Annotated in this window: 17 protein-coding genes; 6 read left to right on the top strand and 11 right to left on the bottom strand. The window is 68.0% G+C overall.

Annotated features, from left to right (window positions below):
- Window positions 1-4 precede the first annotated feature (4 nt).
- The 3 genes from AB0N61_RS16595 to AB0N61_RS16585 all read right to left on the bottom strand — a co-directional run bounded on the left by AB0N61_RS16595 (window position 5) and on the right by AB0N61_RS16585 (window position 3,426).
- A complete protein-coding gene (locus AB0N61_RS16595) occupies window positions 5-1,609 on the bottom strand; it encodes an FGGY-family carbohydrate kinase (RefSeq protein ID WP_363365458.1) in 1,605 nt (534 codons plus the stop codon).
- Entirely contained in the window at window positions 1,606-2,325 is a 720-nt protein-coding gene (locus AB0N61_RS16590; RefSeq protein WP_363365457.1) for an L-ribulose-5-phosphate 4-epimerase, read from the bottom strand. The genes AB0N61_RS16595 and AB0N61_RS16590 overlap by 4 nt, the downstream gene beginning before the upstream one ends.
- An 87-nt stretch (window positions 2,326-2,412) precedes the next feature.
- A complete protein-coding gene (locus tag AB0N61_RS16585) occupies window positions 2,413-3,426 on the bottom strand; it encodes a LacI family DNA-binding transcriptional regulator (protein ID WP_363365456.1) in 1,014 nt (337 codons plus the stop codon).
- Between the two features lie 57 nt (window positions 3,427-3,483).
- Between AB0N61_RS16585 and AB0N61_RS16580 the strand changes: the two genes are divergently transcribed.
- Both AB0N61_RS16580 and AB0N61_RS16575 read left to right on the top strand, forming a co-directional pair.
- Complete coding sequence (locus AB0N61_RS16580) at window positions 3,484-4,329, top strand: NAD(P)-dependent oxidoreductase (protein ID WP_363365455.1); 846 nt, start codon at window positions 3,484-3,486, stop codon at window positions 4,327-4,329.
- 67 nt (window positions 4,330-4,396) lie between these two features.
- A complete protein-coding gene (locus AB0N61_RS16575; protein WP_363365454.1) occupies window positions 4,397-5,110 on the top strand; it encodes a hypothetical protein in 714 nt (237 codons plus the stop codon).
- 36 nt (window positions 5,111-5,146) lie between these two features.
- Here the strand turns inward: AB0N61_RS16575 and AB0N61_RS16570 are convergent, their stop codons facing one another.
- The gene (locus AB0N61_RS16570; RefSeq protein WP_363365453.1) at window positions 5,147-6,169 is read right to left on the bottom strand and encodes a LacI family DNA-binding transcriptional regulator; all 1,023 of its coding nucleotides are present in this window, start codon (window positions 6,167-6,169) and stop codon (window positions 5,147-5,149) included.
- Window positions 6,170-6,359: 190 nt separating this feature from the next.
- On the opposite strand from AB0N61_RS16570, the gene AB0N61_RS16565 reads away from it, so the two are divergent.
- From AB0N61_RS16565 to AB0N61_RS16550, 4 genes are all read left to right on the top strand, one after another.
- Window positions 6,360-7,658 carry a sugar ABC transporter substrate-binding protein gene (locus tag AB0N61_RS16565; RefSeq protein WP_363365452.1) on the top strand — a complete coding sequence of 433 codons (1,299 nt, stop codon included), beginning with the start codon at window positions 6,360-6,362 and terminating at the stop codon, window positions 7,656-7,658.
- 69 nt (window positions 7,659-7,727) lie between these two features.
- Window positions 7,728-8,633, top strand: coding sequence for a sugar ABC transporter permease (locus AB0N61_RS16560; protein ID WP_363365451.1), 906 nt, complete (start codon window positions 7,728-7,730; stop codon window positions 8,631-8,633).
- Window positions 8,634-8,650: 17 nt separating this feature from the next.
- A complete protein-coding gene (locus tag AB0N61_RS16555) occupies window positions 8,651-9,547 on the top strand; it encodes a carbohydrate ABC transporter permease (RefSeq protein ID WP_363365450.1) in 897 nt (298 codons plus the stop codon).
- A gap of 2 nt (window positions 9,548-9,549) precedes the next feature.
- On the top strand, window positions 9,550-11,412 hold the full coding sequence (locus tag AB0N61_RS16550) for a beta-L-arabinofuranosidase domain-containing protein (protein ID WP_363365449.1): 1,863 nt from the start codon (window positions 9,550-9,552) through the stop codon (window positions 11,410-11,412).
- Between the two features lie 21 nt (window positions 11,413-11,433).
- Here AB0N61_RS16550 and AB0N61_RS16545 read toward each other — a convergent pair whose 3' ends face one another.
- From AB0N61_RS16545 to AB0N61_RS16515, 7 genes are all read right to left on the bottom strand, one after another.
- Window positions 11,434-11,850 (bottom strand): hypothetical protein, encoded by a 417-nt coding sequence (locus tag AB0N61_RS16545; RefSeq protein ID WP_363365448.1) that lies wholly within the window; start codon window positions 11,848-11,850, stop codon window positions 11,434-11,436.
- On the bottom strand, window positions 11,847-12,965 hold the full coding sequence (locus AB0N61_RS16540; RefSeq protein ID WP_363365447.1) for a hypothetical protein: 1,119 nt from the start codon (window positions 12,963-12,965) through the stop codon (window positions 11,847-11,849). The genes AB0N61_RS16545 and AB0N61_RS16540 overlap by 4 nt, the downstream gene beginning before the upstream one ends.
- Window positions 12,965-13,216: a hypothetical protein gene (locus AB0N61_RS16535; RefSeq protein WP_363365446.1), complete on the bottom strand. Its 252-nt coding sequence runs from the start codon at window positions 13,214-13,216 to the stop codon at window positions 12,965-12,967. Before AB0N61_RS16535 ends, AB0N61_RS16540 begins: the two co-directional genes overlap by 1 nt.
- Before the next feature lie 213 nt (window positions 13,217-13,429).
- Window positions 13,430-14,467 (bottom strand): sugar ABC transporter permease, encoded by a 1,038-nt coding sequence (locus tag AB0N61_RS16530; RefSeq protein WP_363365445.1) that lies wholly within the window; start codon window positions 14,465-14,467, stop codon window positions 13,430-13,432.
- On the bottom strand, window positions 14,464-15,531 hold the full coding sequence (locus AB0N61_RS16525; RefSeq protein ID WP_363365444.1) for an ABC transporter permease: 1,068 nt from the start codon (window positions 15,529-15,531) through the stop codon (window positions 14,464-14,466). Before AB0N61_RS16525 ends, AB0N61_RS16530 begins: the two co-directional genes overlap by 4 nt.
- Window positions 15,528-17,135: a sugar ABC transporter ATP-binding protein gene (locus AB0N61_RS16520; protein ID WP_363365443.1), complete on the bottom strand. Its 1,608-nt coding sequence runs from the start codon at window positions 17,133-17,135 to the stop codon at window positions 15,528-15,530. The genes AB0N61_RS16525 and AB0N61_RS16520 overlap by 4 nt, the downstream gene beginning before the upstream one ends.
- A gap of 83 nt (window positions 17,136-17,218) precedes the next feature.
- The gene (locus tag AB0N61_RS16515; RefSeq protein WP_363365442.1) at window positions 17,219-18,217 is read right to left on the bottom strand and encodes a substrate-binding domain-containing protein; all 999 of its coding nucleotides are present in this window, start codon (window positions 18,215-18,217) and stop codon (window positions 17,219-17,221) included.
- Window positions 18,218-18,378: the final 161 nt, after the last annotated feature.

The raw sequence follows: 18,378 nt of genomic DNA, 5'->3' as shown, positions 1-18,378 counted from the left end.
GAGTTCAGAGAGCAGTGGTCGCGGTGGCTTCGATCGCGAGACCGGCGCGGTAGCGGTCGAGGTAGGCCGTGAACCCCGCGACGTCGGCGGGGTCGGGGTCGGCGACCGCAAGGGATGCCGAAGCGAAGACGTCGCGCTCGAGGTACTCCCCCAGCGACTGCGTCTCAGCGTGCGCGAGGTACGACGCGAGCACCGCGATGCCCCAGGCTCCGCCTTCGGAGGCGAGCTCGCCCACCGCGACGGGGGCGCCGAGGGCTCCGGCGAGGAAGCGCTGGGCCACCCCGGCGGTGCGGAACATGCCCCCGTGCGCGAACATGCGGTCGAGTTCGACTCCCTCGGCATCGAGCACCTGCATCCCGAGGGCGAGCGTGCCGAAGACTCCGTAGAGCTGCGCGCGCATGAAGTTCGAGAGCGTGAACGCACTGTCGGGGGTGCGCACGAACAGCGGACGCCCCTCGGTGAGACCGGCGATCGGCTCGCCGGCGAGGTGGTTGTAGGCGAGCAGCCCGCCGGCATCGGCCTCACCGTCGAGGGCCTCGCGGAAGAGCGCGTCGAAGACCGCATCGTCGCTCAGGGGCTGGCCCGCGGCGGCCGAGAAGCGCGTGAAGAGCCCGGCCCAGGCGGCCAGCTCGCTCGCGCCGTTGTTGCAGTGCACCATCGCGACGGCGTCGCCGGCTGGGGTGGTCACCAGGTCGAGCTCGTGGTGCACCTCGGCGAGCGGGCGCTCGAGCACGACCATCGCGAAGATGCTCGTGCCGGCCGACACGTTGCCCGTGCGCGGCGACACCGAGTTGGTCGCGACCATTCCGGTTCCCGCGTCGCCCTCGGGCGGACAGAGGGGGATGCCGGGTGCCAGTGCACCCGTCGGGTCGAGCAGGGCGGCGCCCTCGGCGGAGAGCGTTCCCGCGGCGGCGCCGGCAGACAGGACCCTAGGGAGGAGGTCGCGCGCGCTCGCCGGGAGGCGGTCGGCAGCGAGAGCGTCGTAGGCCTGCAGCATCCGCTCGTCGTAGTCTCCGGTCGCCGAATCGATCGGGAACATGCCGGATGCATCGCCGACGCCGAGCACCCGCTCGCCCGTCAGGCGCGTGTGCACGTAGCCGGCGAGGGTGGTCACGAAGTCGAGCTGGGGCACGTGCGCCTCACCGTCGACGACCGCCTGGTGCAGGTGGGCGATCGACCAGCGCAGCGGGATGTTCACGCCGAGAAGCTCGGTCAGCTCGGCCGCCGCCGCACCCGTGTTGGTGTTGCGCCAGGTGCGGAACGGCACGAGCAGCTCGCCCTGCGCGTCGAACGCGAGGTAGCCGTGCATCATCGCCGAGATGCCGATCGTCCCGAAGGTCTCAGGGCGCACGCCGTGGCGCTGCTCGGTGTCGGCGACCAGTGCGGCATAGGCGGCCTGGAGCCCTGCCCAGACCTCGTCGATCGCGTAGGTCCACAGGCCGTCTTCGAGCCGGTTCTCCCAGGAGAAGGATCCGGTGGCGAGCACCTCCGTGGCGTCGGATCCGATCAGGCAGGCCTTGATGCGGGTCGAGCCGAGCTCGATGCCGAGGCTGGTGCGTCCGGCGAGGATGTCGTCGCGGGCGGTGGTGGGGGTGGTCGTGTCGCTCATCGTCGGGCGTCCGAGTTCTGTCCGTAGACGTTCTGGTAGCGGTGGAAGAGGCTGTCGATGGCCTCCTGAGGGATGGGGATCAACGGGCCGGCTTCACGGGCATAGTGCACGGTGCGCGCGACGTCCTCGACCATGACGGCGGCCTTCACGGCATCCTTCGCGTCGACTCCGATCGTGAACGGGCCGTGATTCTGCATCAGCACGGCGCGGCTGCGGTGGCCGCTCAGCGTCTGCACGATGCCGCGACCGATCGAGTCGTCGCCGATGATCGCGAAAGGGCCGACCGGGATCGGTCCGCCGAACTCATCGGCCATCGCCGTGATCACGCACGGGATCTCCTCGCCGCGGGCGGCCCAGGCGACGGCGAACGTCGAGTGCGTGTGCACGACGCCGCCCACCTCGGGCATGTGGCGGTAGACGTAGGCGTGGGCGGCCGTGTCGCTCGAGGGCGAGCGATCGCTGCCGGGAGTGCCGGGGATCACGGCGCCATCGAGGTCGCACAGGATCATGTTCTCGGGGGCGAGGTCGTCGTAGCTGACGCCGGAGGGCTTGATCACGAACAGGTCGGCACCGGGCACGCGGCCCGACACGTTGCCGCCGGTCCAGACGATGAGGTCGTAGCGGACCAGTTCGCCGTGCAGACGCGCGACGTCCTCGCGCACGGCCTGGATGGCGGCATCGATCTCTGCGGAGAAGACGGGGGCTTCGTTGCTCACGGGTACCTCGGGGTCGGCGGGTGTCACTGTGACCGGTCACAGAAGTGTGTCACGGCGGCCTGTCGACCGTCAAGGCGTCGGCGGCGCTCAGCGCGGCGGGGCGACCGAGGCGCGGGTCACGAGCACGGGCGCGACAGGCGGGAGGTCAGATGCCTCCGCGTCGGCGCTGTCCGCGAGCACCGCCGCCACGGCACGGCGGGCCAGCTCGGAGAAGTCCTGCCGCACGGTCGTCAGCTTCGGCCAGTAGAACGCGGCGTCCGGAGTGTCGTCGAAGCCGACCACGCTGATGTCCGCAGGCACTGAGAGCCCGGCCTCGTGCAGACCGCCGAGCAGCCCGAGCGCCATCTGGTCGTTCGCGGCGAACACGGCAGTCACACCCGATGCCCGCACCGCGTCGACCGCCGCATAGCCCGAGCCGGCGGTCCAGTCGCCCTCGACCACGGGGCCTGGAGTCAAGCCGCGGGCGGAGAGCTCGGCGGTGAAGCCCTGGATGCGCGATTCGGCCTCGAGCCAGTCGGCCGGTCCGGCAAGATGCGCGATGCGGGTGTGTCCGGCGTCAGCGAGGGCCGCGACGGCGAGTCGCGCCCCAGCCGCCTGGTCGACCGAGAGGCCCCTCGCTCCGCGGTCGGCCGCGTGCAGGGTGACGACGGGAACGCCGATGCGCACGGCGTCGAGCGCGTCGAGGGTGTGGGCGTGGGGTGCGACGACGACGACGCCCTCGACTCCCTGCATGACGAGGTGATCGACGGCGGCGACCACGGAATCCGCATCTCCGGCATCCGCGAAGGCGGCGCTCAGCCAATAGCCGACTTCGCGGGCAGACGCCTCGAGCGCGGCGATGCTGCGCGAGGGGCCGTAGTGCAGGGCGTCGGTCGCGAGCACGCCGAGAGTGCGGGAGCGACGGGTGCCCAGCGCCCTGGCGGCGTTGTTCATGCGGTAGCCGAGCTCGGTCATCGCGGCGAGCACCCGTTCGCGGGTCTCCGCCGCCACCTCGGGGTGGTCGTTCAGCACGCGCGACACCGTCTGCCGCGAGACCCCCGCGAGCACCGCGACATCGCGCACGCCGACGGTGCGACGGGGCTCGCTGCTCGTGTCACTCACGCCGACGAGTGTATGCCGAGCGGCCCCCGCCCTTCGCGTTCGTGCCACTCTGGTGACATGCGCATCGCACTCACGGGATCATCGGGCAAGCTCGGCAGCGTCGTCGCGCGGGAGCTCCGCGCCCACGGACACGAGGTCATCGGCATGGACCTCGCGGGGACCCGCGCCCCCGACTTCGTGCAGGTCGACCTGACGGATTACGGCCAGGTCGTGGATGCTTTCACGGCGGTCGGCGACCGACACGACGGCTTCGACGCCGTGGTGCACCTCGGCGCCATCCCGGCGCCCGGCATCCGCAGCGACGTGGCCACCTTCCACAACAACATGCCCGCCACGTTCAACGTGTTCTGGGCGGCGGTGCGACTCGGCATCCGTCGCATCGTCTACGCGTCGAGCGAGACCGTGCTGGGGCTGCCGTTCGATGTGCCCCCGCCCTACGTGCCGGTCGACGAGGACTACCCCGCTCGCCCGGAGTCGGTCTACTCGCTCGTCAAGACGCTCGAGGAGCAGCTGGCGAAGGAGCTCGTGCGCTGGCACCCCGACCTGTCGATCACGGCGCTGCGGTTCTCCAACGTCATGAATCCGGAGGACTACGCCGAGTTCCCGTCGTTCAACGGCGACGCGCTGCGCCGCAAGTGGAATCTCTGGGGATACATCGATGCGCGCGACGGCGCACAGGCGGTGGAGCGTGCGCTCGAGGTCGCAGCACCCGGGTTCGACAACTTCATCATCGCTGCGGCCGACACCGTGATGACGCGCCCGAACGCCGAACTGCTCGCCGAGGTCTTCCCCGAGGTGCCCGTCGCCCGCGAGTTCGGTCCGAACGAGACCCTGCTCTCGATCGACAAGGCCCGCCGCATCCTGGGCTTCGACCCGCAGCACTCCTGGCGCGACGAGGTCTGATCGGAATCTACCCGCAAGGGCTTCACCACATTCCGGTATCTCGGCACGACGGGCCTAGCCTGAGCGTATGGAACAGCGTGGTTTCGTCCGAGCGGGTGCCGCACTGGTGCCGGCGTTGGTCTTGCTACTGAGCTCGTGCGCGCCAGCGGCAGGAACCCACCCGGCTCCGGTATCCGTCGCACAGGAAGGAGCGCAATCTGACGCCGTTGACATGCTCCTGTCTCTCGATGTCAGTGCCGTTTCGACCATCATCTTCCAGAACACGACAGATGTCGGGCAACGCTCGGCGGCTGTGATCACCGGTACCGTGCACCGCTGGCTCGCGGGAGACAAAGTCACCACCGCCACTGGAACCCCCGTTGGCGCAGCACTCCTCGCCGAAGTGGAGGTCAAGAAGGTCACAAAGAACGACGGGACACCGCTGCACCCAGGGGACGTCATCTACATACCCGTGATCTCACCATCGTTGGAGCCTCAAGAGGTCTCCGAGGCACTGCCGCGAGACCTCGAGGTGGTGGCCTATCTCGACGATGAGCTGAGTCGTGAGCAGCTGCAGGTGTCGGAGGAGTATCGAGTCGAAGCAGGCGACGCAGACGCTGCCGGCAAGCCGCGCTGGCCCCTTCTGAGCCCTCAGGGTTTCATCGTTACCAACCCGTCCGACACGGGCGAACAGCTGTGGCCCTTTCTGGGAGCGCGGGCGACGGGGAAACTCACCGATGTTCTTCCCGGAGGACGGTTGGATGGTCTGACAGAGGAGCAACGCAAGCTCATAGTGGGGTGATCGGCGGCCCGCGAAGACTCGACGGCAGCGCCGCGCTCAGCGCCGGGCGATGGTCGATCCGCGGATCACGAGCCGCACCGGCAGGTGGTGCGATCCCTCGCCGACGTCGATCCCGTCGATCGCGTCGAACACCCGGAGCGCCGCCTGACGGCCGAGCTGCTGCAGATTCGCGTCGATGCTCGTGAGTTCGGGGCGGGAGTTGGTGGCCAGCACCTCCCAGTTGTCGTAGCCGATCACCGCGAGGTCGTCCGGCACGGTCCGGCCGAGATCCCGCGCCGAATCCAGCACGCCGCGAGCGATCTGATCGGATCCGCAGAACACGGCGTCGATGTCCGGATGCTGCTGCAGCAGCATGGCCGCGGCATCCCGCCCCCAGTGCTCGGTCCACTCCGAGAACATCGGCTCGCCGACGAGTTCGAGACCGGCTTCGGCGAGCGCCGCCCTGGCGCCGGCGAGGCGATCCTGCGCTGCGGCGTAGGTCGGGTCACCCGAGATGTGCGCGATGCGCCGCCGCCCGCAGGACAGCAGATGCTCGATCGCGAGACGCCCTCCGGCGTAGTTGTCGGGGGTCAGCGACAGGTCCCGAGGATCGTCTGACGGGGCGTATGCATAGACGACCGGAACCGGGATCTCCTGACCCAGCGAGGGTCGAGCGTCCGTCTGCCGACCCACGACGATGATGCCGTCGACGCGGCGGCTCAGCAGCTCCTTCAGGTGGTGCTGCTCGCGGATCGCGTCACCCCGCGCGTCGCACAGGAACACGTTGATGCGACCGGCCCCGAACGCATCCTCCGCACCCATCAGGATCGGGATCATGAAGCGACCCTCGAGGTCGCTGGTGAGCAGGCCGACTGTTCCGGTGCGGCCGGCGAGGAGGCCACGCGCCATGGCGTTGGGGGTGAACGAGAGCTCCTCGGCTATCGCGCGCACCTTGGCCCGCGTCGAGGCCGAGACATCGCCGCGGTCATTCAGCGCCTTGGACGCCGTCGAGATCGACACCCCCGCTCGCGCGGCGACGTCGCCGAGGGTCGCAGCTCGCGCTCCGGTCGTATCCGTCATCCCACTCCTCTGTGCTGAAAGGTTATCGGAACGAGGGTTGACGCCCCCGCCGAAACCACGCTATACCTTTTCGAAAGGGTTTTCGTAGATTTCGGAGAACCCGATCTCCACCTCATCTCCACACCGGCGCTGCACTGTCGAAGCGCCACATCGCACCCGCTCGAGGACGAGCCCAGAGGAGCCCCCGCCCATGAACACCACCCGCACCCACGCCGCACGTCGGGCAGCAGCCGCCGTCATCGCGGCCGGCCTGCTCGTCAGCGGTCTCGCCGCCTGCGCACCCGCCGGTGACGACGCCGCCTCCGACGAGCCGATCACCGCCGAAGGCACCGACGACGGCACGACCCTGACGCTGTGGACCCGCGCGCCCATCGAGCGCCAGGCGAAGCTGCTCGTCGACGCCTACAACGACAGCCACGAGAACCAGGTCGAGCTCACGGTCGTCCCCAACGACGACTATGTCGCCAAGGTCGGCGCCGCCGCCGGCTCGGGTGGACTGCCCGACCTGTTCGCCGCAGACATCGTCTACGTGCCCAACTGGGCACAGCAGGGCCTGTTCCAGGACATGTCCGAGCAGATCGACGCTCTCGACTTCAAGGACGACATCAACCCCGGCCACCTCGCGGCCGGTACCGTGGACGGGGCCGAGTACGTGCTGCCGTTCGCGCTCGACCTGTCGATGCTGTTCTGGAACAAGGAGCTCTTCGCCGAGGCCGGGCTCGACCCCGAGAAGGCACCCGCCACTCTGGAGGAGTTCGCTGAAGCGGCCATGGCCGTGCAGGCGCTGAACAAGCCCGACACATACGGCACCGCCACCGGCCTCAACTGCGGCGGCTGCCTGGTCTTCACGTGGTTCCCCTCGATCTGGGCGTCCGGCGACGAGGTCATGAACGACGACGGCACCGAGTCGCTGCTCGACGGCGACTCCGCACAGGCCGTGTACGACACGTGGGCGAAGCTGGAGGAGGCGGGTGCCGTGCTCCCCAGCTCGACCGACGAGGCCGGCCCCACCTGGACCGCCGCGTTCAGCGAGGGCAAGGTCGGCGTCATGCCGTTCCCCGCCACGCTGCTCCCCTCGCTCGAGTTCGACGCCGGGGTCGCCGGCATCCCCGGCGTCGACGGTGGCGCCTCGACGTTCGTCGGCGGCGACGGCATCGGCATCTCGAAGGACTCCGAGAAGGCGGCGCAGGCCTGGAACTTCCTCAACTGGATGATGTCGGAGGATGCTCAGGTGGAGGTCCTCGCGAAGGACGGCAACGCCGTCTCCCGCGGCGATCTGGCCGACAACGAGTACGCCGCAGCCGACCCTCGCCTCGTCACGATCAACGAGGTCGCTGCCCAGGGCGACACCCCGGTGGCGCTGAACTTCCAGCAGGCGTTCAACGCCCCCGGAAGCCCGTGGCTGACGCTCGTGCGCAATGCCGTGCTCAACGGCGACGACTCCGTTCCGGCCGACAACGAGGAGATCACCGCGATCCTGTCGCAGTGATCGCGCGGGGGCGGCGCGACTCGCGTCGCCCCCACCCACCTCGTCCGTCCCCGATCGAAAGAGAACGAGATGACCTCCACCGCTCCTCCGCTGCGCCGTCGCCGACCGCGCACCGGCTTCGGCGGCCCCGTGCAGGGGTGGCTGTACGCCGCCCCGACGGCGATCTTCGTCGCCCTGCTGTTCGTGGTCCCGCTGGTGCTCGTGTTCCAGATGTCGGCCTCCGACTGGCCCCTGCTGAGCGGCAACCAGGGCATCAACCTCCCCGAGAACTACACGGATGCCGTCACGCACCGCCTCTTCTGGGACTCGATCCGCTTCACCCTGCTCTATACCGTCATCACCACCGTCATCCTCATCGGCCTGGGGCTCGGCCTCGCCCTTCTCGTGCAGGAGTCGACACGGTGGAAGGGGTTCCTGCGAACCGCCTTCCTCATCCCGAGCGCGCTCGGCCTGGCATCCGCCTCGCTGCTGTTCTACGTGCTCTACTCCCCCATCGCCGGCCCGTTCGCCGAACTGATGAAGTCGTGGGGCATCACGTTCCTCGGCACCCCCGAAGGCGCGCTGTGGTCGACTATCTTCCTGATCGTGTGGCGCTTCGCGGGGTTCTACATGCTGCTCATGCTCGTCGGCCTGCAGGGAATCCCGGACGACGTCTACGAGGCGGCCCGCATCGACGGCGCCAGCCGCTGGCAGACCTTCCGCGACATCACGGTGCCGCTGCTCAAGCCGACCTTCGCCCTCACGACGGTGATGTGCGTGACCGGGTCGCTGCTCGCGTTCGAGCAGTTCTACATCCTGACCAAGGGCGGACCCGACAACAGCACCATGACGGTCGTGCAGCTGATCTACAACGTCGCGTTCCAGGGGCAGAACAACCTCGGCGTCGCGGGAGCCCTTTCGGTGATCGTGCTGCTGGCCCTCATCGTCATCAACGTCTTCCAGCTGCGCGCGTTCCGCCGCACCGACGACAACTGAGCGGAGAGCTGAACACCATGACTCAATCGCAGACCCTCACCCGCACGATCGTCGCGCCCAACCATCAGCCGACCCCGCCGCGCTACCGCTCGACGGCCGCACGCGTCATCTTCGGCATCCCGTACTGGGTGTTCACCACCGCCTTGGCCCTGATCTTCCTCTACCCGCTGATCTGGACGGGTGTCTCGTCGCTGAGCCCCGTCGCCGGCACCAGCCAGACCGACGGATGGGGCTTCGGCAACTACGCCGCCCTCGGCGAGTACCAGGCGGGCATCTGGGTGTACCTGGGTAACTCGCTGTTCGTGTCGGTGCTCACCGTCGCGCTCACCCTGTTCATCTCGCTGCTGGGCGGCTACGCATTCGCGCGCTTCTCATTCCCGGGCAAGAACGCGCTGTTCCTGCTGACCCTCGCGATCCTGATGGTGCCGTACGCGACCCTGCTGATCCCGCTCTATGTGATTCTCAACGCGATCGGCCTGCAGAACTCGCTCGTCGGCGTGGCACTCGTGATCACGATGTTCCAGCTGCCGTTCTCGATGTTCATGATGCGCATCTCGTTCGAGTCGATCCCGAAGGAGATGGACGAGGCCGCGATGGTCGACGGATGCTCCAGCTGGGGCGCCCTGTGGCGCGTGCTGCTTCCCGCGGTCAAGCCCGGGCTCGTCACCGTGGGCCTGTTCGCTTTCCTCACCGCATGGAACGACTTCATGGCGCCGCTGATCCTCATCAACGACACCAACCGCATGACGCTGCCGCTGGCGGTGGCGAACCTCCGAGGGCAGGTGCAGGGCGTCGTCGACTACGGCGCCACCGAAGCGGGGGTCGTCGTGCTGGCGCTCCCCTGCATCCTGCTCTTCCTGATCCTGCAACGACACTACGTGCGCGGCTTCATGTCCGGCGCTTTCAAGGGATGACCATGTTCGACACCACAACACCGGCCGCTCCCGTGGTCCCCACCCGCGGCCGGCTGCGCCCGCTCGGCGTCTCCGAGGTGCGCATCACCGGCGGATTCTGGAGCGACCGTCAGGCCGTCAACGGCTCGGCCACTCTCTCTCACATCGAGTCACGGCTCGAGTCGGAGGGGTGGCTTCCGAACTTCGATCTCGCCGCCGCCGGCACCCTGCCGGACGGTCGCCGGGGGCGTGAGTTCGCCGACTCCGAGATCTACAAGTACCTCGAGGCGCTCGCGTGGGAGATCGGTCGGACGGATGCGGCTGTCGACAGCGACCTCGAGCAGCGCTTCCGCCGGGTCGTCGACCGAGTCGCTGCCGCGCAGGAGCCCGACGGGTACCTCAACACGATGTTCGGGCGCGATGGCCAGGGCGAGCGCTGGTCGGCTCTGCAGTGGGGTCACGAGCTGTACTGCCTCGGCCACCTGTTCCAGGCCGCCGTCGCACGGGCGCGCACGAGGCCGGATGCCGACGACGGGCTGATCGACATCGCCCGCCGCGCCGCCGACCTCGTCTGCCGTGAATTCGGAGCGACCGGACGCGACGCGATCTGTGGGCACGCCGAGGTCGAGGTCGGCCTCGCGGAACTCGGCCGTGCGCTCGGCGAGCAGCGCTACATCGACCAGGCCGCCCTGTTCGTCGAGCGGCATGGTCGCGGATCGCTCGGTGAGATCGAGTTCGGGCGCGAGTACTTCCAGGACGACGTGGCCGTGCGCGACGCCGAGGCGCTGCGCGGGCACTCGGTGCGGGCCAACTACCTGTCATCGGCCGCCGCAGACGTCGCCACCGAGCTGTCGGATGAGCCGCTCCTCCACGCCCTGAGATCGCAGTGGGGTCGCACGGTCGAGCGACGCACGTATGTCACGGGCGGCCAGGGGTCGCATCACCAGGACGAGGCGTTCGGCGACGACTGGGAGCTTCCGCCGGATCGCGCCTACTCCGAGACCTGCGCCGGGATCGGCTCGATCATGTTCTCGTGGCGCCTTCTGCTCGCGACCGGCGAACCGCAGTACGCCGACCTGATCGAACGGACCCTGTTCAACGTCGTCGCGACCTCGCCGGGTGACGACGGGCGCTCGTTCTTCTATGCCAATACGCTGCACCAGCGCACTCCCGGCGTGCCCGCGGATCCGGATGCCACCTCGATGCGCGCCTCGTCGTCGCTGCGCGCGCCCTGGTTCGAGGTGTCATGCTGCCCGCCGAACGTGGCGCGCACCTTCGCGAGCCTCGCCGCCTATGTGGCCACGGCGGATGATGACGGTGTGCAGCTGCACCAGTACGCGCCATCGACCGTGCGAACGACGCTGCCCGACGGTCGGGTCGTGGCGTTCGAGGTGTCGACGAACTACCCCGCCGACGGCGATGTGCGGGTCATGATCTCCGAGGACGCCGAGTTCACGCTCACGCTGCGCGTGCCCTCGTGGGCGGAAGGAGCGGCAGTGCGTGTGCACAGCGAGGACGATGTCTCGGAGTCGCCTGCGCCTGCGGGTGCCGTCGAGGTCGCTCGTGCGTTCCGCGCCGGCGACGTCGTCGAGCTGCACCTGCCGATCGTGGCGCGCATCACCTCACCGCATCCGATGGTGGATGCCGTGCGCGGCAGCGTCGTGATCGAACGCGGACCTGAGGTTCTGGCGCTCGAGTCGATCGATCTCGGAGCTGATGTCGGTGACGCGGTCGTGGCCGGAGACCCCGCCGAGCGCGATGGACAGGTGGTGCTGCCCGTGCGTCGGCGTTCCTCCGACGACGTGGTGGAAGCCCCGCTCGTGGCCTATCACGACTGGGCCCGTCGCGGCCCGTCGACCATGAGGGTGTGGATTCCGACGGTGTGACGACGACGGCCTTTTCGGTCATCACTCTGCTGACTCTTCGATACGGAACTCGATGCCGACCGTCTCCTCGGCGTCGTGAAATCTCATCACTCCATTGGCGAACGCGACGGAGAAGCTGGCGGGCTCGACTTCGAAGCCCCCTCGTTCGGCCTCGATGATGTGGAGTTTGATCTCGGTACCTCCCCTTACCAACCGCCAGGTGCCGGCACCGCTGAAGTCGTTGTCCGAGTCACGGTCGTTCACGAGATCGTATGAGACAGCATCCGCCGCGAAGGTGCCGTCGGCATTGACGATAAGAGCTCCTTCGTCATCGCCGACCGCCTCCCACACTCCGACGGGGGACGAGAGTTCCGGCGCGCATCCTGTGAGCACCACGGCCACGACGATACCTCCGCCCGCCACGGCGACGCCCCTCCTCTGGTGCATGAGCTCCCTCATGGAAAAACCGTCTCCGTCCACGCGATCGTCTGGTGCTGCGATGCCCACTCGCCGCTGTCGGCCTCCGCGGCGATCATCGAAGGGTAGACGATCGGAAGATGGCCGCCTCCGGGTCCCGGGATGCGTGTCGCGGAATCGATGGTCGTGTCGTTATTGATCACGTAGGTCACCTCGACGCCTCCATCGACGCTGGGGTCACCCGCGAACACCTGGAGCGAGTACGACCCGAGGAACGACTCCGGAAGATTCTGGCTGCCCAGGTGAAAATCTGCAACGGGGCCGGACATCGTGCTGGTTGCGAGGTTCACGCCATCGTTGATGAGCACCGATGGATTGTTGCTGATGGAGCGGTCGTAGGACTCCTCTTCTGCCGACGTCAGAGTTCCACTTCGCAGATCTGCCAGTACGCGCTCTCGCACTTTCTGGATGTGTTCGCTCCGCATCAAGGTCGACACGAAGGGATCGTCGGGGCCGAGGACCGTCCCCCGTCCGAGGTCGCCCTTCCAGAACCGGGCGAGCATCTCCATGACGCTTTCATTCGCACGATCACGGCGCGAGCCCTCCTGAGTCGCGGCGACGCAACGCAACCCGTCCCAGGCGGCTGATGCCACGCGGGCCAGCAGACTCGCGAGAGTCTGATCCGCGTTCGCTCTGTCCCTGGCGAGCTCGGCGAGTGCGTCGGTCGCGGTTCTCGCATCGATCGTGGCCTGCCGCTCCGCCTGGTACGCGTGCTCCAGTCCCGCGGCGTCGTTGTCGAAGACCTGTCCTTCGCGCACCATGTCAAGGGTCAGCTGCGCCGCAGCGATGTCCTGCCTCAGCAGCTCAGCCCTCGCCGCGATCTCGGCCACAGCGTCGCCGTACTCCCCGACACCCTTGCGCGCAGCATCCATCGCCTCGACGGAGTCCTCGAGGTCGCGTCGCAGCCGGACCGCACGCCCGCGAAAGGCGTCGGCACTCTCCCCAGTCCACGAGGCGTCGAGAGCACGCAGGATCGTCGTCACCGCGACCTGCGCGTCGGACAGATCGGAGACCTGCAGCTCAGCCCATCGAGCGGCGACCGTGCATGCTCCGACATCGCCCGCCCCCGGATCCGACCGTGTCCAGTGGGAAGGCATCATTCATCCAGCGCAGCGACGAAGCGAGTGAGCGCATCCACGTGCGCCTGTTCGGCAGCGACGAAGTCGGCGACCGTCTCATCGACGGAACCGGCGAGACTGCGCGCATCCCATTCGAGCGCGACGAGCACATCTCCCCAGCCGCGCGAGAACGTCGAGGCGGCCGAGGCCACGAGATCGCTCCTCATCGGCGAGAGATCGAAGCCACTCGCTGATCCGCCGACGGCGAGGCCGTTCAGCGTTCTAGTCATGCCCTGCATACCGTCGTAGTCCACATGGATCGGCTGGCGCACGTTTTCCCCCCAAAATTACGTGCTCTCACAGTAGTGTCCCCGAATGACGCACATAACGGTTCATGCGTGTTGTATTCCAATACGCAGAGCGGGACCGCTAATCCTCCCCGGCGCGCGAATGACCCCCTGCCCACCGGACAGGGGGTCCTTCGCGCGACTCGTCGAGAAGCGCTACTCCCGCTTCCTCGTCACGACCCGCTGCAGCAGCACGAAGACGAGCAGGATGCCCCCGGTGATGATCGTCGTCATCTCGGGCGGGATGCCGCCGTCTCGCGTGATGAGCACGTTCATCAGACCGAGCACCAGCGCGCCGACGACCGATCCCAGCACGTAGCCGTAGGCCCCGGTCAGCACGGTGCCGCCGATGACTGCCGCCGCGATCGCGTCGAGCTCCCATCCGATGCCGGTGATGTTCTGGGCGGTGCCGAGCCGCGCGGTGTAGAGCACCGCGGCGAGACCTGCCAGGCCGCCGCTGATCACGTAGACCAGCACCTTGGTGCGGTGCACGGGCAGCCCCATGAGCAGCGCCGAGCTCTCGGAGCCGCCGATCGCATACACGGTGCGGCCGGTGCGCGTGCGGTGCAGCACGAAGAACGCGGCGGCCACGACGATCACCGCCACCAGCACCGCCGGGGTGATCACGAGGTCGTTGACTTTGGGACCGTCGATGATCTTCAGCTGCGTGCCGATCCAGCGGATCGGCGACTCCTCGCCCAGACGCTCGGGCTTGGTGCTCAGCAGCGAGGCGAGACCCCGCCCGAGGAACATCATCGCCAGCGTCGCGATGAACGGCTGCACGTCGAAATAGCGGATCAGCACACCCGACACGATGCCGAAGAGCACCCCGATGCCGATCATCGCGATGATCACCGCGAAGGCGTTCCATCCGGCGTTCGAGAGCATGACGCCGGCGACCGAGGAGACCGCGATGATGGATCCGACCGAGAGGTCGATGCCGCCCGTGAGGATGACGAAGGTCAGCGCGACCGCGAGCACGATGAGGTGCGCGTTGTTGATGAGCAGGTTCGACAGCGTGTTGAACTGCACGATGCGGCCGTAGGCCACCTCGCCGAAGATCACCATGCCCACGAAGATGACCACCGAGGCGATCGTCGGCAGCACCGAGGGGTTCGCCGTGATCATGCGTCGCAGGCGGTCGACGACGCTCTCGGTCGCCTGAGCGGACGGCGGGGCGGTCATGACGCTCATGCGGACACCTCTTCCTTCGCGACGGTCTGTTCGACCGGTCGCGCTGTACGACGCGATCGGAACCAGCTGCGCACGCGCTGCGACTGCAGCAGGCACAGCACGACGATGACGATGGCCTTGAACGCCGGGGTCGCCGACGACGAGACGCCGAGATACAGCACGGTCTTGTCGAGAGTCGCGATGAGCAGGGCGCCGACGAACGCGCCACTGAGCGAGAATTTGCCGCCCGCCAGCGAGGCCCCGCCGATCACGACCGCGAGGATCGCATCGAGTTCGAGCTGGTACCCGGTGCGCGAGATGTCGACGGTCATGACGCTGCCCACCGACATGATCCCGGCTATTCCCGCGAGGATGCCGCTCATGATGTACACCGTGAGCAGCAGGCCCTTGGGCTTGATGCCCGCCATCCGACTGGCCCGCGGGTTGATGCCGATCGCCTCGATCATGAGTCCGAGAGCACTGCGGCGCACCACCCAGCCGACGGCGATCACGATCAGCACGGCCAGGATGAACACCACCGGGATGCCGATCACGAAGCCGTTCGCGATCCACCGGAACGCGTCGTTCGATGCGGTGGTGTTCTGCCCGCCGGTGATGACCTTGGCGATGCCGCGGCCGGCGAGCATGAGCACGAGCGTCGCGATGAACGGCTGCAGCCCGACATACGCGACCAGGATGCCGTTCACCGCACCGAGGATGCCGGTGATCAGCAGCGCGAGCCCCACGGCGGCCAGTGCCGCGCCGAACGAGTCGCCGGCGGCGCTGAGGAACTCCATCGACACCGCCCCCGCGACGGCCATGAGCGAGCCGACGGAGAGGTCGATGCCGCCGGTGGCGATCACGAGGGACATCCCGATCGCGATCATCATGATCGGGGCCGCCTGGCGCAGGATGTCGATGAGGTTGCCGACGAGGTTGCCGTTGTTCGGATTGATCGAGAGCGCGAGGTAGGTCGGGTCCTTGATCACGTTCAGGGCGAGCAGCGCGAGGATCGCGACGATGCCCCAGAAGAACGGCTTGTGGATCAGTTCCCGCCAGAGGGTGGTGCCGGCTGCCGCGGTCATCGCGCTGCCTCCTTGTCAGTCGTGTGGCCGATCGTATCCGGCAGTGCACGGTCGGCGTCGTCGAGGGTGTCGGCGGCGGCCTCCACTCCGTGCGCGGCGATGACGTCGACGATCACCTGGGCGGTGACGTCGGGCCCGTTCTGGATCTCGCCGATCTTGCGGTGGTCCTTCAGCACGACGATCCGCTCGGACAGTCGCACCACCTCTTCGAGCTCGGACGAGATGAAGACGACGGCGACGCCCTGTTCGGCGAGCTCGGCCACCGCCTCCTGGATCTCCGCCTTCGCCCCCACATCGATGCCGCGGGTCGGCTCGTCGAGGATGAGCAGCTCGGGCTGCGTGGCGAGCCAGCGCCCGAGAAGCACCTTCTGCTGATTTCCGCCGGACAGGTTCTTGATCATCCGGTCCGGGTCGGCAGGACGCACGTTCAGCTGCTCGATGTAGCGGTCGACGATCGCATCCTGCTCCTTCCGACTCATCGGCCGCGCCCACCCCCGCTCGGCCTGCACCGCGAGGATGATGTTCTCGCGGACGGTGAGGTCGCCGATGATCCCCTCGTCGCGACGGTTCTCGGTCGAGAAGGCGATCTTCTTCGGGAGCGCGTCAGACGGCGATCGCAGGTCGATCCGGCGTCCGTGCAGTTCGATCACGCCGTCGTCGGCGCGATCGGCTCCGTAGAGAAGACGGGCGAGTTCTGTGCGACCCGAGCCCAGGAGGCCCGCGAAGCCGACGACCTCGCCGGGTCGGATGTCGAGGTCGGTCGTCTCGACGGCACCACGTCGAGCGATGCCCACCGCCGACAGCAGGGGCTTCTCGTCGGCATCTCGCGGCGCGCGCCGGCGGTTGCCGCCGAGGGACTTCAGCGCGTCGAGGTCCTTGCCGATCATGGTCGAGATGAGAGCGTGCCGGTCGAGGTCGCGGGTGAGGTGCTCGCCCTGGTAGCGACCGTTGCGCAGCACCGTCAGCCGGTCGCTGATCGCATAGATCTGATCGAGGAAGTGCGAGACGAAGAGGATCGCGACCCCCTGGTCGCGCAGCGAGCGGATGACGGCGAAGAGTCCCTCGACCTCGGCCGCGTCGAGGCTCGATGTCGGCTCATCGAGGATGAGCACTTTGGCTTTGATCGCCATCGCCCGGCTGATGGCGACGAGCTGCTGCAGCGCGATCGAGAGTGTCGACAGCGGCCTGCGCGTGTCGAGGTGGCCGAGGCCGAGGCGCTCGAGGGCTTCGGTGGCGGCCCGATGGGTGGCCGTCCAGTTGATGCCGAACGCGCCACGCCGCTCATGGCCCAGCATGACGTTCTCGCCGATCGAGAGGTTCGGGGCGAGGTTGACCTCCTGGTACACCGTCGAGATCCCGGCATCCTGCGCGTCTCCGGTGCCGGCGAAGCTGCGTTCGGCGCCCGCCACGACGATGGACCCCGAGTCGATCGGATAGACGCCGGTCAGCGCCTTGATGAGGGTCGATTTGCCGGCGCCGTTCTCACCCATGAGCGCGTGCACCTCGCCGGGGAAGAGCCGGAAGTCGACCCCGTCGAGGGCTTTCACCCCGGGGAACTCGATCGAGATCCCGCGCATCTCGACGATGGGCAGTTGGTGGTTCATCGGTGTCTCCTCCTCCGGACGAGCCCGGGCGGCGCGGCTGTGCGCACCGCCCGGGCTCACTGGCTGATCGCTCCGGCGGCGGATCAGTACTTGCGGTCGGCGAGCACGGCCTGCGCTGCCTCTGCGGAATCGAACGCCTCGCTGGGGACGACGATGTACGAGTCGACGTCCTCGCCGGCGAGAGCCTTCTCGACGACCTCGAGGGCCGTCTCGCCGAAGAGCGGGTTGTACTCGTGCACGTAGCTGAGCTGACCGTCGGCGAGAGCCTGCATGGCGTTCTTGGTGCCGTCGATCGTGGCGATCTTGACGTCCTCACCGACGACCAGGCCGGCCTCCTCGGCGGCCTGCGCGGCGCCGAGGCCCATCTCGTCGTTCTGCGCGAACACGAGCTGGATGTCGTTGTTCGAGGACTTGAGCATGGTCTCGAAGACGCTCTTGCCCTCCTCCGCCGACCAGTTCGCCGTCTGCGCGTCGACCTTGGTGAGCGACGAGTCGCCGAGACCCTCGTCGAAGCCGGTGTTGCGCTCGTTCACGACGCCCACGCCGGCCGGTCCCTCGAGCACGACGTAGTTGCCGCCGTCGGGGAAGGTCGCGGCGGCCCAGGTGCCGACCTCCTTCGCGACCTCGACGTTGTCGGGGGCGATGCGGGTGACGTAGAGGCTGTCGTCGTCGGGCTCGATGCCGCGGTCGAGCAGGATCACGGGAATCTCCGCCTCCTGTGCGCGCTTGAGAGAGTCCTCCCAGCCCGAAGCCTCGGTGGCCGAGAGCAGGATCACGTCGACGCCCTCGTCGACGAACGACGTGAATGCGTCGATCTGCGACTTCTGGTCGAGGTTGGTGGCCGGCGCGTACTTGAGGTCGTATCCGGCTTCCTCCGTGAAGGTGTCCTGGATGTTCTGCTCGTTGGCCTCGCGCCACGCGCCCTCAGGGCCGACGGCCACGAAGCCGACGGTCGTGATCCCGTCCCCGCCGCCGTCGCCTCCGGCGTCGGAGTCGCCGGTCGAGCAGGCCGCGAGGCCGATGGTGAGTGCGCCGACTGCTGCCAGGCCGAACGCGATGCGAATGCGCTTCTTCGCGGACATTTCTTCTCCTCGTTGAGATGCCGGTCACTCCGGCGGTGGGGGACCAGTCATGGTCCGATCGTGATTGCAGGACATCTGCATCGCATGTCCTGCGGCGATGTTACCGGGAACAATTTCTGGAACACAAGAGGTGATCCGAAACTCGGCGATGTCAACGAGGC

Source organism: Microbacterium sp. NPDC089320 (assembly GCF_040684875.1).
Lineage (GTDB): Bacteria > Actinomycetota > Actinomycetes > Actinomycetales > Microbacteriaceae > Microbacterium.
The sequence above is the reverse complement of the archived record's forward strand: the minus strand, read 5'-3'. Positions and strand labels throughout refer to the sequence as shown.

What these genes read in the sequence shown, in the direction of transcription:
- AB0N61_RS16595 (WP_363365458.1), bottom strand. Translation starts at nt 1,609, where the DNA reads ATGAGCGACACGACCACCCCCACCACCGCCCGCGACGACATCCTCGCC.
- AB0N61_RS16580 (WP_363365455.1), top strand. Translation starts at nt 3,484, where the DNA reads ATGCGCATCGCACTCACGGGATCATCGGGCAAGCTCGGCAGCGTCGTC.
- AB0N61_RS16575 (WP_363365454.1), top strand. Translation starts at nt 4,397, where the DNA reads ATGGAACAGCGTGGTTTCGTCCGAGCGGGTGCCGCACTGGTGCCGGCG.
- AB0N61_RS16570 (WP_363365453.1), bottom strand. Translation starts at nt 6,169, where the DNA reads ATGACGGATACGACCGGAGCGCGAGCTGCGACCCTCGGCGACGTCGCC.
- AB0N61_RS16565 (WP_363365452.1), top strand. Translation starts at nt 6,360, where the DNA reads ATGAACACCACCCGCACCCACGCCGCACGTCGGGCAGCAGCCGCCGTC.
- AB0N61_RS16560 (WP_363365451.1), top strand. Translation starts at nt 7,728, where the DNA reads ATGACCTCCACCGCTCCTCCGCTGCGCCGTCGCCGACCGCGCACCGGC.
- AB0N61_RS16555 (WP_363365450.1), top strand. Translation starts at nt 8,651, where the DNA reads ATGACTCAATCGCAGACCCTCACCCGCACGATCGTCGCGCCCAACCAT.
- AB0N61_RS16550 (WP_363365449.1), top strand. Translation starts at nt 9,550, where the DNA reads ATGTTCGACACCACAACACCGGCCGCTCCCGTGGTCCCCACCCGCGGC.
- AB0N61_RS16545 (WP_363365448.1), bottom strand. Translation starts at nt 11,850, where the DNA reads ATGAGGGAGCTCATGCACCAGAGGAGGGGCGTCGCCGTGGCGGGCGGA.
- AB0N61_RS16540 (WP_363365447.1), bottom strand. Translation starts at nt 12,965, where the DNA reads ATGCCTTCCCACTGGACACGGTCGGATCCGGGGGCGGGCGATGTCGGA.
- AB0N61_RS16535 (WP_363365446.1), bottom strand. Translation starts at nt 13,216, where the DNA reads ATGACTAGAACGCTGAACGGCCTCGCCGTCGGCGGATCAGCGAGTGGC.
- AB0N61_RS16530 (WP_363365445.1), bottom strand. Translation starts at nt 14,467, where the DNA reads ATGAGCGTCATGACCGCCCCGCCGTCCGCTCAGGCGACCGAGAGCGTC.
- AB0N61_RS16525 (WP_363365444.1), bottom strand. Translation starts at nt 15,531, where the DNA reads ATGACCGCGGCAGCCGGCACCACCCTCTGGCGGGAACTGATCCACAAG.
- AB0N61_RS16520 (WP_363365443.1), bottom strand. Translation starts at nt 17,135, where the DNA reads ATGAACCACCAACTGCCCATCGTCGAGATGCGCGGGATCTCGATCGAG.
- AB0N61_RS16515 (WP_363365442.1), bottom strand. Translation starts at nt 18,217, where the DNA reads ATGTCCGCGAAGAAGCGCATTCGCATCGCGTTCGGCCTGGCAGCAGTC.